The sequence below is a fragment of the Kitasatospora sp. NPDC058162 genome (assembly GCF_042884005.1).
Lineage (GTDB): Bacteria > Actinomycetota > Actinomycetes > Streptomycetales > Streptomycetaceae > Kitasatospora.
This window is the reverse complement of sequence record NZ_JBHVUS010000001.1, coordinates 564,733-580,023: the sequence shown is the minus strand read 5'-3', so window position 1 is coordinate 580,023 and position 15,291 is coordinate 564,733. Positions and strand designations below refer to the sequence as shown.

Annotated in this window: 3 protein-coding genes; all 3 read left to right on the top strand. The window is 71.2% G+C overall.

All coding sequences use genetic code 11. The annotated features are described in order from the left end of the window. Positions 1–101 precede the first annotated feature (101 nt). On the top strand, positions 102–737 hold the full coding sequence (locus tag ACFVXG_RS02290) for a TetR-like C-terminal domain-containing protein (protein ID WP_387923438.1): 636 nt from the start codon (positions 102–104) through the stop codon (positions 735–737). A gap of 177 nt (positions 738–914) precedes the next feature. Continuing rightward, positions 915–1,502: a fasciclin domain-containing protein gene (locus ACFVXG_RS02285; RefSeq protein WP_387923436.1), complete on the top strand. Its 588-nt coding sequence runs from the start codon at positions 915–917 to the stop codon at positions 1,500–1,502. Between the two features lie 281 nt (positions 1,503–1,783). Beyond that, positions 1,784–15,291: hypothetical protein (locus ACFVXG_RS02280; protein ID WP_387923434.1), on the top strand; the 13,508-nt coding region annotated here is incomplete at its 3' end.

Sequence of the window (15,291 nt, the reverse complement as noted above, 5' to 3'; positions counted from 1 at the left end):
AGACCATTGTCGAGACGGAACGGTTCCGTCTCGCCTTTGTCATCGACGATAGACCCCGCCTAGTCGAGACGCAACCGTTCCGGCTCGTGTAGGTTCGGGCCATGCCCAGCACCCCCGCGCCCCAGCCGTCGCCCCCCGCCCCCGACCGCCCCCCGGGGCGCAGACTCCCCGGCGGACCCGTGCTCCAGGACTCGGTGACCGAGGCCATCGCCGCCGCGTTCTTCGAGGAACTGGCGGCCGCCGGCTACGCGCGGCTGTCCCTGGAGGCGGTCGCCAAGCGGGCCGGCGCGGGCAAGGCGGCCATCTACCGCCGCTGGACGTCCAAGCTGGAGATGACCGTCGACCTGGTCTCCGCCGTCGCCGTCGACGCCTCCGGGACCGCCGACACCGGAACCCTGCGCGGCGACGTCCTCGCCTTCCTCACCGAGGTCGCCGACGCGCTGCGCCAGCCGCTCCCGGCGAGGATCATCCCCGACCTGATCGCCGAGGGCGGCCGCAACCCCGAACTGGCCGAGGCGCTGTTCAGCACCGTCCGCGACACCCGGCGGGCCAAGGCCACGGAGCTCCTGGAACGGGCGGTCGACCGCGGCGAACTCCCCGCCGACCTGGACCGCGGGATCGCCCTCGACCTCCTCGTCGGCCCGCTCTACTGGCGCCTCGCGGTCGTCCACACCCCGACCGCCCCCGACCACCTCGACCGCCTCACCGACAAGCTGCTCGCGGCCTTCCGCGCCTGAGGCCCTGCGTACGGCGGCGCGCCGTGCGCCCCGCGGCGGGTGGCGGGTGGCGGACGGGTGACGGGCGGGGCGGGGCGGGCCTGACCTCCCGTCGGGCGGCGCGGCGTGGTGCGACTATCTGGGGCGTATCGGCGCATCCGGCACGATTCGACCGGTTCCCCTAGGAGGACCTCAGCAATGAGCCGTCGCACCCACCGCCCCGCCATGCTCGTGGCCCTGGCGCTCGTCCTCGCCCCGCTCGCCGGCTGCGGCGGGGTCGACGCGCCCGGCCCGGTCGCCGTCGCGCCCCCGCCGCCGGAGAAGGCCTTCGGCCAGGCCTGCGCGGCGCTGCCCGGCGAGGGCCCCGGCAGCCTCGACGCGATGCGCGGCATGCCCGTGCTGACCGCGATCGACCAGACCAAGGACCTCGCCCAGCTGTCCGCGCTGGTCAAGACCGCCAAGGCCAAGGACATCTTCGACTCGATGGAGAACGTCACGGTCTTCGCCCCGAACGACGCCGCCTTCGCCAAGCTGACGGACGACCAGAAGAAGACCCTCGCCACCCAGCAGGGCGCCGGCGACCTCGTCCGCAAGCTCATCGTCGTCCGCGACCTGCGCAAGGACGACCTCCAGGACAAGCAGTACAACTCGCTGCAGGGCGCCGTCATCAAGGCGGCCGGCAGCGGGGAGGACTACCGCATCGGCGGCGCGCAGGTGCTCTGCGGCAGCATCAGGACGGCCAACGCGCGGCTGGCGATCCTGGACACGGTGCCGGCCTTTGGGTGACGGGTCGCTCGTGGGGTGGGCCGGTCCTCTGGGCCGGCCCACCTTCGTTTTGCTCTCGCGCTCGCCCCCGTTGCCGCCCGCCTGCTGCGCCGAACGGTAGTCGGGGATGGGCCGAAAGCGGGCATTTTGATATGAAAAACCGATGACACGATGTCAGGTCATCCGTCTCTGGGCTCGACCTCGGCAATTCTCTTGATCGCGCACGCGGGCATTCGCGTGACTGTCGTGTTGTCCGCCCGGCCGCGTCCCCGCGGCCGGGCGGTCGCGAGAGGAGACGCCGGATGGCTCCGGTGAGGTCGATGCTCGGCGGTCGGTTCTCGACGGCCATGCGCGGTGTGCTCGCGCTGCTCTGCCTGGCGCCCCAGAGCGGGCTCGCGCTGGCCGCCGCCCCGCCCGCGTACGCGCCGCAGGGGCCGTCCGAGGAGCAGCGGGCGCTGGTGGCGTGCACGCCGACCGGCAACTTCACCAACTGCACCCGGTTCACCTACAGCGGCGGCGACCAGACCTTCACCGTGCCCGCCGGTGTCACCAGCGTCTACGCGCGGCTGTGGGGCGGCGGTGGCGGCGGCTCGCCGACCGCCTACTACACCGGCCAGTTCGGCGGCGGTGGCGGCGGCTACACCACGGGGACCATCGCCGTGACGCCGGGCCAGAGCCTGACCATCACCTCCGGCCAGGCCGGACTGATGAACCGGACCACCGCGGTGTACGGCGGCGGCGGTCCCGGCGGCCGGGGCGGGTCCAGCGGCGGCCTGGCGACCGGCGCCAGCGGCGGCGGCATGAGCGCCGTGTGGAGCGACAACTACGGCGGCACCCCGCTGCTGATCGCCGGTGGCGGCGGCGGTTCCTCGCCGGGCGCCGACACCGGCACCCCCGCCGCCGGCGGCGGGGGCGGCACCAGCGGAGGCCAGGACAACCGCCCGGCGAGCTCCGGCCGCGGCGGCACCCAGAGCGCCGGCGGCGCGGCCGCCACCCAGACCAGCTGCGGCAGCCCGACGGCGGGAAGCCGGTTCCTCGGCGGCAGCGGCGCACCCAACAACAACGAGGGCGGCGGCGGTGGCGGCGGCGGCCTGTACGGCGGCGGTGGCGGCGCCTGCCAGGGCCAGAGCTCCGCGGAGCTGAACGGCATGGGCGGCGGCGGCTCCGGCTACACCGGCGGCACCGGGGTGACCAGCGCGCAGACCACGGCCGGCGCCAACAGCGCCGCCAACGGCAAGGGCGGCCCGGCCGCCGGAAGCAGCGACCCGCTCTACAGCTCCGGCATCGGCAACGGCGGCGGCACCACCGACGGCGGCAACGGCGAGGTCACCCTGGAGTGGGTGACCCAGACCGGCCTGTCCATCAGGAAGACGGCCTCCCCGACCACGTACGTCCCGGGGCAGGCCCTCACCTACACCGTGGTGGTCAGCAACGCCGGGCCGGCGCCCGCCGTCGGCGCGGCGGTCCGGGACGCACTGCCGTCCGCGCTGTCCGGGTTCACCTGGACCTGCGCGCCCGGCTCCAGGAGCAGCGGCTGCGGCGACGGGAGCGGCACGGGCAGCATCGACACGACGGCGACGATCGCGGTGAACGACTCCGTGACGTACACGGTGACGGGCACCGTCCCGTCCGGGACCACGGGCACGCTCTCGAACACCGCGACCGTGACCCGCCCCAATGCCACGACGGACCCGAACTGCGGACCGACCTGCTCCAGCACCGTCGACACCCCGGGACGGGTGACCACCGGACTGTCGGTGACCAAGACGCCCGACAAGAACCCGTACGTGCCCGGGCAGCCGCTGACCTACACCATCGTCGTGAAGAACAACGGCCCCTCGGACGCCGTCGGCACCTCCGTCCGGGACACCGTGCCCGCCACGCTCCAGAACTTCACCTGGAGCTGCACGGCCAGTGGCGGGAGCAGTTGCGGCAGCACCGCGTCCGGCACCGGCAACATCAACACGACGGTCGACGTCCTCGCGGGGAGCCAGGTGACCTACCGGCTCACCGGCACGGTGCCGGCGGACGCCAACGGGGCCCTGGACAACCGGGCCACCGTGACGCCGCCGAGCGGGGCCACCGACCCGAACTGCTCGCCCGACTGCACCAGCGCCGCCAACCCGATCCCGCCGGACCGCAAGGCGAACCTGGTCGTGTCGAAGGTGCTGCTGACGAATCCGGTGGTGCCGGGCCAGCCGATCAAGTGGCAGGTCAAGGTCACCAACAACGGCCCCTCGACGGCCCGCAACGTGCAGGTCACCGACCAGATCCCGGCCGGGGTCACGGGACCCTCCATGGTCAACGACCAGGACTCCTCGGCGTGTTCGATCGGCAACGGCACCGCGACCTGCCCGGGCGTCACCATCCCGGTCAACGGCACCGCCAGCTGGACCCTGACCGGCACGCTCGACCCGAACGCGACGGTGACGCCGACGAACACGGCGGTGGTGACCGGGGGTCCCGACCCGTCGGCGTCCTCGCGCACCGCCGTCGCCTCGCCGACCGTGACGCCCGCGCCGCAGGCCGTCCTGAGCATCGCGAAGACGCTGCTGACGAGTCCGGTGGTGCCCGGGCAGCAGGTGCAGTGGCGGGTGACGGTGACGAATGGCGGTCCGTCGCGGGCGCGGAACGTGGTGGTGACGGATCAGGTGCCGGCGGGGGTCTCCGGTGCCTCGATGACGGCTGACGCGGGAGGGGCGAACTGTCCGATCAGTGGTGGCGTCGCGACGTGTCCGGCGGTGGAGATCCCGGCTGGCTCGTCCGCGAGTTGGACGCTGAGTGGCACGCTCGACCCCGATGGGACGACGACGCCGACGAACACGGCTGTGGTGACGGGTGGTCCCGATCCGTCGGCCACGGCCCGTACGGCGGTCGCTACGCCGACCTCCTCGCCGACGCCGCAGGCGAACCTGACCGTGTCGAAGGCGTTGCTGACGAGTCCGGTGGTGCCCGGGCAGCAGGTGCAGTGGCGGGTGACGGTGACGAACGGTGGTCCTTCGCGGGCGCGGAACGTGGTGGTGACGGATCAGGTGCCGGCGGGGGTCTCCGGTGCCTCGATGACGGCGGACTCCGGTGCGGCCAACTGTCCGATCAGCGGTGGCGTCGCGACGTGTCCGGCGGTGGAGATCCCGGCTGGCTCGTCCGCGAGCTGGACGCTGAGCGGCTCGCTCGACCCGAACGCGACGGTGACGCCGACGAACACGGTGACGGTCACGGGCGGGCCCGACCCGTCCGCGTCCTCGCACACCGCCGTGGCCTCGCCGACCGCCACGCCCGCGCCGCAGGCCGGCCTGACCGTCTCGAAGACGCTGGTGACCAACCCGGTGGTGCCCGGGCAGCAGATCCAGTGGCAGATCAACGTCTTCAACGCCGGGCCCTCGCGCGCCCGGAACGTGGTGGTCAGCGACCAGATCCCGGCCGGGGTCAGTAACGCGGTCATGATCGGGCCGAACCGCACCTCCTGCCCGATCAGCGGCGGCGTCGCGACCTGCCCGGCGGTGGAGATCCCGGCCGGCCAGGCGCTGAACTGGACGCTGACGGGGACGCTGGACTCCAATGCGACTGTCACGCCCGGTAATACGGTGACGGTGACGGGTGGTCCGGATCCGTCGGTGTCGACGCATACGGCGGTGGCTTCGCCGACCTCGTCGCCTTCGCCGCAGGCCAGCCTGTCGGTGTCGAAGGTGCTGCTGACGAACCCGGTGGTGCCGGGGGAGCAGGTGCAGTGGCGGGTGTCGGTGACGAACGGTGGTCCGTCGCGGGCGCGGAACGTGGTGGTGACGGATCAGGTGCCGGCGGGGGTCTCCGGTGCCTCGATGAAGGCTGACGCGGATGGGGCGAACTGCCCGATCAGTAACGGTGTTGCGACGTGTGCGGCGGTGGAGATCGCGGCTGGGCAGACGTTGAGCTGGACGCTGACGGGGACGCTTGCGTCCGATGCGACTGTCACGCCCGGTAATACGGTGACGGTGACGGGTGGGCCGGATCCGTCGGTGTCGACGCATACGGCGGTGGCGTATCCGTCGAACTCGCCTTCACCGCAGGCGAATCTGACCGTTTCGAAGGTGTTGCCGACGAATCCGGTCGTGCCGGGGGAGCAGGTGCAGTGGCGGGTTTCGGTGACGAACAACGGTCCGTCGCGGGCGCGGAATGTGGTGGTGACGGATCAGGTGCCGGCGGGGGTGAACGATGCCTCGATGCGGGCTGATGCTGATGGGGCGAACTGCCCGATCAATGGTGGCGTCGCGACGTGTGCGGCGGTGGAGATCGCGGCTGGGCAGACGTTGAGCTGGACGCTGACGGGGACGCTTGCGTCCGATGCGACTGCCACGCCCGTTAATACGGTGACGGTGACGGGTGGGCCGGATCCGTCGGTGTCGACGCATACGGCGGTGGCGTCTCCATCGAACTCGCCGTCGCCGCAGGCGAATCTGTCGGTGTCGAAGGTGCTGGTGACGAACCCGGTGGTGCCCGGGCGGCAGATCCAGTGGCAGGTGTCGGTGACGAACAACGGTCCGTCGCGGGCGCGGAATGTGGTGGTGACGGACCAGGTGCCGGCCGGGGTCGGCGGTGCGACGATGACGGGTGCTGATGGCTCCAACTGCCCGATCGCCAGCGGTGTTGCGACCTGCCCGGCGGTGGAGATTCCGGCGGGGCAGACGATGACGTGGACGTTGTCCGGCACGCTGGACCCGAATGCGACGGTGACGCCGACCAACGGCGTGACCGTGACGGGTGGGCCGGACCCGACCGCCTCCAGCCACACGGCGGTGGCCTCGCCGACCGGCTCGCCGACGCCGCAGGCCGGGCTGGGCATCTCCAAGGCGCTGTTGACGAGTCCGGTGGTGCCGGGGCAGCAGGTGCAGTGGCGGGTGACGGTGACGAATGGTGGTCCGTCGCGGGCGCGGAACGTGGTGGTGACGGATCAGGTGCCGGTGGGGGTTTCCGGTGCGTCGATGACGGCGGACGCCGACGGCGCCAACTGTCCGATCGCCAGCGGTGTCGCGACGTGTCCGGCGGTGGAGATTCCGGCGGGCTCGTCCGCGAGCTGGACGCTGAGTGGCACGCTCGACCCCGATGCGACGACGACGCCGACGAACACGGCGGTGGTCACCGGCGGGCCGGACCCGTCGGCCACAGCTCGTACGGCGGTGGCCTCGCCGACCTCCTCGCCGACGCCGCAGGCCAGCCTCACGGTGTCCAAGGTGCTGTTGACCGATCCGGTGGTGCCCGGCCGGCAGATCCAGTGGCGGGTGACCGTCATGAACAACGGTCCCTCGCGGGCGCGCAATGTCGTGGTCACGGACGCCGTGCCGGCCGGTGTGATCGACCCGAGCATGACGGCGTCGGACGGGACCGCCTGTCCGATCAGCGGCGGGACGGCGACCTGTCCGGCTGTGGAGATCCCGGCGGGCTCCTCCGCGACCTGGACCCTGACCGGAACGCTCTCGTCGGATTCGACGGTGACGCCGACGAACGCCGTGACGGTCACGGGTGGGCCGGATCCGTCGGTGTCGACGCATACGGCGGTGGCTTCGCCGACCTCGTCGCCGTCCCCGCAGGCGAGTCTGGTCGTCTCGAAGGTGCTGCTCACCGACCCGGTCGTGCCGGGACAGCAGGTGCAGTGGCGCGTGACGGTGACCAACAATGGTCCTTCGCGGGCGCGGAACGTCGTGGTGACGGACCAGGTGCCGGCGGGGGTGAACGGCGCGTCGATGAAGGCCGACGCGGACGGAGCAACCTGCCTGATCAGCAACGGCGTTGCGACGTGCCCGGCGGTAGAGATCCCGGCCGGGCAGACCCTGACGTGGACGCTGTCCGGGATGCTGGACTCCGGCGCGACGACGACGCCGACCAACACGGCGGTCGTCACCGGCGGTCCCGATCCGTCGACCACCGCGCACACCGCCGTTGCCTCGGCGACCTCCTCGCCCTCGCCCCGCGCGAACCTCACTGTCTCGAAGGTGCTGCTCACCAACCCGGTCGTTCCCGGGCAGCAGATCCAGTGGCGGGTGTCGGTGACGAATGGCGGGCCTTCGCGGGCTCGGAATGTGGTGGTGACGGACCAGGTGCCGTCGGGGGTTTCCGGTGCCTCGATGACGGCTTCGGACGGGACCAACTGTCCGATCAGCAACGGGGTTGCCACATGTCCGGCGGTGGAGATCGCGGCGGGGCAGACGATGATGTGGACGCTGTCCGGGACGCTGGACTCCAATGCGACTGCCACGCCCGGTAATACGGTGACGGTGACTGGTGGGCCGGATCCTTCGGTGTCGACGCATACGGCAGTGGCCTCACCGTCCAACTCGCCTTCACCGCAGGCGAATCTGTCGGTGTCGAAGGTGTTGCTGACGAATCCGGTGGTGCCGGGGGAGCAGGTGCAGTGGCGGGTGTCGGTGACCAACAATGGCCCGTCGCGGGCGCGGAATGTGGTGGTGACGGATCAGGTGCCGGCGGGGGTGAACGATGCCTCGATGCGGGGTGATGCGGATGGGGCGAACTGTCCGATCAGTAACGGTGTTGCGACGTGTGCGGCGGTGGAGATCGCGGCTGGGCAGACGTTGAGCTGGACGCTGACGGGGACGCTTGCGTCCGATGCGACTGTCACGCCTGGCAATACGGTGACGGTGACGGGTGGGCCGGATCCGTCGGTGTCGACGCATACGGCGGTGGCTTCGCCGTCGAACTCGCCTTCGCCGCAGGCGAATCTGACGGTGTCGAAGGTGCTGGTGACGAACCCGGTGGTGCCCGGGCAGCAGATCCAGTGGCAGGTTTCGGTGACCAACAACGGGCCCTCGCGGGCGCGGAACGTGGTGGTCAGCGATCAGGTGCCGGCCGGGGTGTCGAACCCGTCGATGACGGGATCGGACGGGTCCAACTGCTCGATCAGCAATGGTGTCGCCACCTGTCCGGCGGTGGAGATTCCGGCGGGGCAGACGATGACCTGGACGTTGTCCGGGACCCTGGACCCGAATGCGACGGTGACGCCGACCAACGGCGTGACCGTGACGGGTGGCCCCGATCCGACGGCGTCCTCGCACACGGCGGTGGCCTCGCCGACCGGCTCGCCGACGCCGCAGGCCGGGCTGAGCATCTCCAAGGCGCTGTTGACGAGTCCGGTGGTGCCGGGCCAGCAGGTGCAGTGGCGGGTGACGGTGACCAATAGCGGGCCTTCGCGGGCGCGGAATGTGGTGGTGACCGACCAGGTGCCGGCGAGTGTCACCAGTGCGTCCATGACGGCGGACGCGGACGGCGCCAACTGCCCCATCGCGGGTGGGACGGCAACCTGCCCGGCCGTCGAGATCCCGGCCGGGCAGACCCTCACGTGGACGCTGGTCGGCACGCTCGACCCCAATGCGACGACGACGCCGACGAACACGGCGGTGGTGACAGGTGGGCCGGACCCGTCGGCCACGGCCCGTACAGCGGTCGCCTCGCCGACCTCGTCGCCGACGCCGCAGGCCAACCTCACGGTGTCCAAGGTGCTGCTCACCGACCCCGTGGTGCCGGGGCAGCAGATTCAGTGGCGGGTGACCGTCATGAACAACGGTCCTTCGCGGGCGCGGAACGTCGTGGTCACGGATGCTGTGCCGGCCGGTGTGAACGGCCCGAGCATGACGGCCTCGGACGGTACCGTCTGCCCGATCAGCGGTGGGACGGCGACCTGCCCGGCCGTGGAGATCCCGGTGGGCTCCTCCGCGATCTGGACCCTGACCGGAACGCTGGCCCAGGACGCCACGGTCACGCCGACGAACACGGTGGTGGTGACAGGTGGGCCGGATCCGTCGGTGTCGACGCATACGGCGGTGGCGTCCCCGTCGAACTCGCCTTCGCCGCAGGCGAATCTGTCGGTGTCGAAGGTGCTGTTGACCGACCCGGTGGTGCCTGGGCAGCGGGTGCAGTGGCGGGTGTCGGTGACGAACGGTGGTCCGTCGCGGGCGCGGAACGTGGTGGTGACGGATCAGGTGCCGGCCGGGGTGAACGGTGCCTCGATGGCGGCTGATGCGGACGGTGTCATCTGTCCGATCGGGAATGGTGTGGCGACGTGTCCGGCGGTGGAGATTGCGGCTGGGCAGACGCTGACCTGGACGCTGTCGGGCACGCTGGACGCGAACGCAACCGTCACGCCGACGAACACGGCGGTGGTGACGGGCGGGCCGGATCCGAGCACGCCGACGCACACGGCGGTGGCTTCGCCGTCGAACTCGCCCTCTCCGCAGGCGAATCTGACGGTTTCGAAGTCCCTTCTCACCAACCCTGTGGTGCCTGGGCAGCGGGTGCAGTGGCGGGTGTCGGTGACGAACAACGGTCCGTCGCGGGCGCGGAACGTGGTGGTGACGGATCAGGTGCCGGCCGGGGTGAACGGTGCCTCGATGGCGGCTGATGCGGACGGTGTCATCTGTCCGATCGGTAGCGGTGTGGCGACGTGTCCGGCGGTGGAGATTGCGGCTGGGCAGACGTTGACCTGGACGTTGTCCGGCACACTCGACGCGAACGCGACCGTCACGCCGACGAACACCGTGACGGTGACAGGTGGTCCGGATCCGACGGCGTCCTCGCACACGGCGGTGGCGTCCCCTTCGAACTCGCCGTCGCCGCAGGCGAATCTGACCGTCTCGAAGGTGCTGGTCACCGATCCGGTGGTGCCGGGTCAGCAGATCCAGTGGCGGGTGTCGGTGACGAACAACGGTCCCTCGCGGGCGCGCAACGTGGCGGTGACCGACCAGGTGCCGGCCGGGGTGTCGAATGCGTCGATGACCGCGCAGGACGGCACGGGGTGCCCGATCGGCAATGGTGTGGCGACGTGTCCGGCGGTGGAGATCGCGGCTGGGCAGACGATGAGCTGGACGCTGTCCGGCACGCTGGACCCGAATGCGACCGTCACGCCGACGAACACGGTGGTGGTGACGGGTGGGCCGGATCCGAGCACGCCGACGCACACGGCGGTGGCTTCTCCGTCCAACTCGCCCTCACCGCAGGCGAATCTGAGCATTGCCAAGGTCCTGGTGACCAACCCGGTGGTGCCTGGGCAGCAGATCCAGTGGCGGGTGACCGTCACGAACAACGGGCCCTCGCGGGCCCGGAACGTCGTGGTCACGGACCGGGTGCCGGACGGTGTCAGCGGTGCGAGCATGACCGCCACCGACGGGAGCGTCTGCCCGGTCGCGAACGGGACGGCCGTGTGCCCGGCGATCGAGCTGGAGGTCGGGCAGAGCGTGTCGTACACGCTGAGCGGCACGCTCATGCAGGACGCGACCGTCACGCCGACGAACACGGCGGTGGTGACGGGCGGTCCCGACCCGAGTGCGACGGCGCACACGGCGGTGGCCTCGTCGTCCAACTCGCCCTCGCCGCAGGCGAGTCTGACCGTGGCGAAGGTGCTGCTGACGAACCCGGTGGTGCCGGGGGAGAAGATCCAGTGGCGGGTCTCGGTGACCAACAACGGTCCGTCGCGGGCCCGGAACGTCGTCGTCAGCGACCGGATCCCGGACGGGGTCGCCGACGCCGTCCTCCAGTCGGACGCCGACGCGAGCCGGTGTCCGATCACCAACGGTACGGCGGTGTGCCCGGCGATCGAGCTGGAGGTCGGGCAGACGGACTCGTACACGCTGACCGGAACGCTGGACCCGAACGCGACCACCACGCCGACGAACACGGCGGTGGTGACGGGCGGTCCCGACCCGAGTGCGACGGCGCACACGGCGGTGGCCTCGCCGTCCAACTCGCCCATCCCGCAGGCGAATCTGAGCATCGCCAAGGTGCTGCTGACCAATCCGGTCGTCCCCGGACAGCAGATCCAGTGGCGGGTGACGGTGACCAACCGCGGTCCCTCGCGGGCCCGGAACGTGGTCGTGACCGACACCATCCCGGCCATGGTCAACGCCCCGGGGATGACCTCGGACACTGACGGCTCGGCCTGCCCGATCAGCGGTGGTGTGGCGACCTGCCCGGCCGTCGAGATCCCGGCCGACGGCACCCTCTCCTACACCGTCACCGGGACGCTCGACCCGGCGGCGACCAGCACCCCGGCCAACGTCGCCGTCGTCACCGGCGGGCCCGACCCGACGGCGACGGCCCACACGGCGACCGCGCAGGCCAGCGAGACGGTCGTGCCGCAGGCCCGCCTGACGGTGTCGAAGGTGCTGCGCACCGACCCGGTCGTACCCGGGCAGCCCATCGAGTGGCGGATCAGCGTGACCAACAACGGGCCGAGCCAGGCCCGGAACGTCGTGGTCAGCGACCGGATCCCGGACGGCGTCGTCGGCGCCTCGCTCTCGCCGGACGCGACCAAGGCGGCCTGCCCGATCAGCGGTGGTGTGGCGACCTGCCCGGGGGTCGAGATCCCGGTCGGCGGGACGGCGACGTACACGCTCTCCGGCACCCTCGCCCAGGACGCGACCACAGTGCCGGGCAACACCGCCGTGGTGACCGGCGGCCCGGACCCGAGCACGACCGCCCACACGGCGGTGGCCTCGCCCATCGGCTCGCCCTCGCCGCAGGCGCGGCTGAGCCTGGCCAAGGTGCTGGTGACCGACCCGGTGGTGCCGGGCGGGACGATCCAGTGGCGGGTGACGGTGACGAATGGTGGTCCGTCGCGGGCGCGGAACGTCGTGGTCACCGACCGGGTGCCGGACGGCGTGTCCGGCGCCATGATGGCCTCGGACGAGGACGGTACCAAGTGCCCGATCGCCAACGGCGTCGCGACCTGCCCCGCGATCGAGCTGGAGGTCGGGCAGGCGGCCTCGTACACGCTGAGCGGGACGCTCGCCGCCGACGCCACGGTCACGCCGACGAACTCGGTGACGGTGACGGGTGGGCCGGATCCGACGGCGTCCTCGCATACGGCGGTGGCTTCGCCGTCGAACTCGCCGTCGCCGCAGGCGAATCTGTCGGTGTCGAAGGTGCTGCTGACGAATCCGGTGGTGCCGGGGCAGCAGGTGCAGTGGCGGGTGACGGTGACGAACCATGGGCCGTCGCGGGCGCGGAATGTGGTGGTGACCGATCAGGTGCCGACTGGGGTGTCGAATGCGTCGATGACGGCGGCGGACGGGAGCGTCTGCCCGATCAGTGGTGGGACGGCGACGTGTCCGGCGGTGGAGATTCCTGCGGGCTCGTCGGTGACGTGGACGTTGTCCGGCACGTTGGATGCGAATGCCACGGTGACGCCGACGAACTCGGTGACGGTGACGGGTGGGCCGGATCCGAGGGCGTCCTCGCATACGGCGGTGGCGTCTCCGTCGAACTCGCCCTCGCCGGAGGCGAATCTGTCCGTGTCGAAGGTGCTGGTCACTGATCCGGTGGTGCCGGGGCAGCAGATCCAGTGGCGGGTGACGGTGACCAACAACGGGCCCTCGCGGGCGCGCAACGTCGTTGTCACGGATGCCGTACCGGCCGGTGTGAACAGTCCGAGCATGATGGCCTCCGATGGGACTGCCTGCTCGATCAGCGGCGGGACGGCGACGTGTCCGGCGGTGGAGATCGAGGTTGGTGGTTCGCTGAGCTGGACGCTCACCGGCACGTTGGATGCGAATGCGACGGTGACGCCGACCAACTCGGTGACGGTCACCGGTGGTCCGGATCCGAGCACGCCCACGCATACGGCGGTGGCTTCGCCGTCGAACTCGCCCTCGCCGCAGGCGAGTCTGACCGTGGCGAAGGTGCTGCTGACGAATCCGGTGGTGCCGGGGGAGCAGGTGCAGTGGCGGGTGACGGTGACCAACAACGGGCCCTCGCGGGCACGGAATGTGGTCGTGACAGACCAGGTGCCAGCTGGCGTGTCGAACGCGTCGATGACGGCGGCGGACGGCACCGTCTGCTCGATCAGTGGCGGGACGGCGACCTGTCCGGCGGTGGAGATCGAGGTTGGTGGTTCGGTGAGCTGGACGCTCACCGGCACATTGGATGCGAATGCGACGGTGACGCCGACCAACTCGGTGACCGTCACCGGTGGTCCGGATCCGAGCACGCCCACGCATACGGCGGTGGCTTCGCCGTCGAACTCGCCTTCGCCGGAGGCGAATCTGTCCGTGTCGAAGGTGCTGGTCACGAACCCGGTGGTGCCGGGGCAGCAGATCCAGTGGCGGGTGACGGTGACCAACAACGGGCCGTCGCGGGCTCGGAACGTGGTCGTGAGCGATCAGGTGCCGGTCGGTGTGTCGAGCGCGTCGATGACGGCGGCGGACGGGACGGCATGTCCGATTGCGAACGGTAGGGCGACGTGTCCTGCGGTGGAGATCGAGGCGGGTGGTTCGGTGAGCTGGATGCTCACCGGCACGCTGGATGCGAATGCGACCGTGACGCCGACCAACTCGGTCACCGTCACTGGTGGGCCGGACCCGAGTACGCCGACGCATACGGCGGTGGCTTCGCCGAGCGGCACTCCTGAGCCGCAGGCGCACCTGTCGGTGTCGAAGGTGCTGCTGACGAACCCGGTCGTTCCCGGGCAGCGGGTGCAGTGGCGGGTGACGGTGACCAACAACGGGCCGTCGCAGGCTCGGAACGTGGTCGTTACCGATCAGGTGCCAGCTGGCGTGTCGAGCGCGTCGATGACGGCGGCGGACGGGACGGCATGTCCGATTGCGAACGGTAGGGCGACGTGTCCTGCGGTGGAGATCGAGGCGGGTGGTTCGATGAGTTGGATGCTCACCGGCACGTTGGATGCGAATGCGACGGTGACGCCGACGAACTCGGTGACGGTCACCGGTGGTCCGGATGCGAGCACGCCCACGCATACGGCGGTGGCTTCGCCGAGCGGCACTCCCGTGCCGCAGGCGCACCTGACGGTGTCGAAGGTGCTGCTGACGAATCCGGTTGTTCCGGGGCAGCAGGTGCAGTGGCGGGTGACGGTGACCAACAATGGGCCCTCGCGGGCACGGAACGTGGTCGTGACCGATCAGGTGCCGTCGGGGGTCAGCAATGCCGCGATGACGGCGGCGGACGGGACCGTCTGCCCGATCAGTGGCGGGACGGCGACGTGTCCTGCGGTGGAGATCGAGGCGGGTGGCTCGGTGAGCTGGACGCTCACCGGCACGCTGGACGCGAATGCCACGGTCACGCCGACGAACTCGGTGACCGTCACCGGCGGTCCGGATCCGAGCACGCCGACGCACACGGCCGTGGCTTCGCCGAGCGGTACTCCTGAGCCGCAGGCGCACCTCACCGTGTCGAAGGTGCTGCTGACGAATCCGGTCGTCCCCGGGCAGCGGATCCAGTGGCAGGTCTCGGTGGCCAATGACGGGCCCTCGCGGGCGCGGAACGTGGTCGTCACCGACCGGGTCCCGGCCGGGGTGCTGGATGCGTCGATGGCGGCGCAGGACGGCGCCGTGTGCCCGATCGCCAATGGGACCGCGACCTGTCCGGCCGTCGAGATCCCGGTCGGTGGCCTGCTGACCTGGACGCTGAGCGGCATGCTCGACCCCGGTGCCACGGTGACCCCGACCAACACCGCGCTCGTCACCGGCGGTCCGGACCCGAGCACCGGTACCCATACGGCGGTGGCCAGTCCCTCGACCGGGCCGGTGGCGGAGGCGCGCCTGTCGGTGTCGAAGGCGCTGCTGACCGATCCGGTGGTGCCCGGGCAGCGGGTCGAGTGGCAGGTGGCCGTCACCAACCGGGGGCCGTCCGTCGCCCGGGACGTGGTCGTGGCCGACCAGGTCCCGGCCGGGGTGGCGGACCCGTCGATGACGGCGGATGACGGTACGGCCTGTCCGATCGCGGGCGGGACGGCGACCTGCCCGGGGGTGGAGATCCAGGTCGGTGAGACGCGGACCTGGACGCTGGTCGGCACGCTCGATGCCGGTGCGACCGT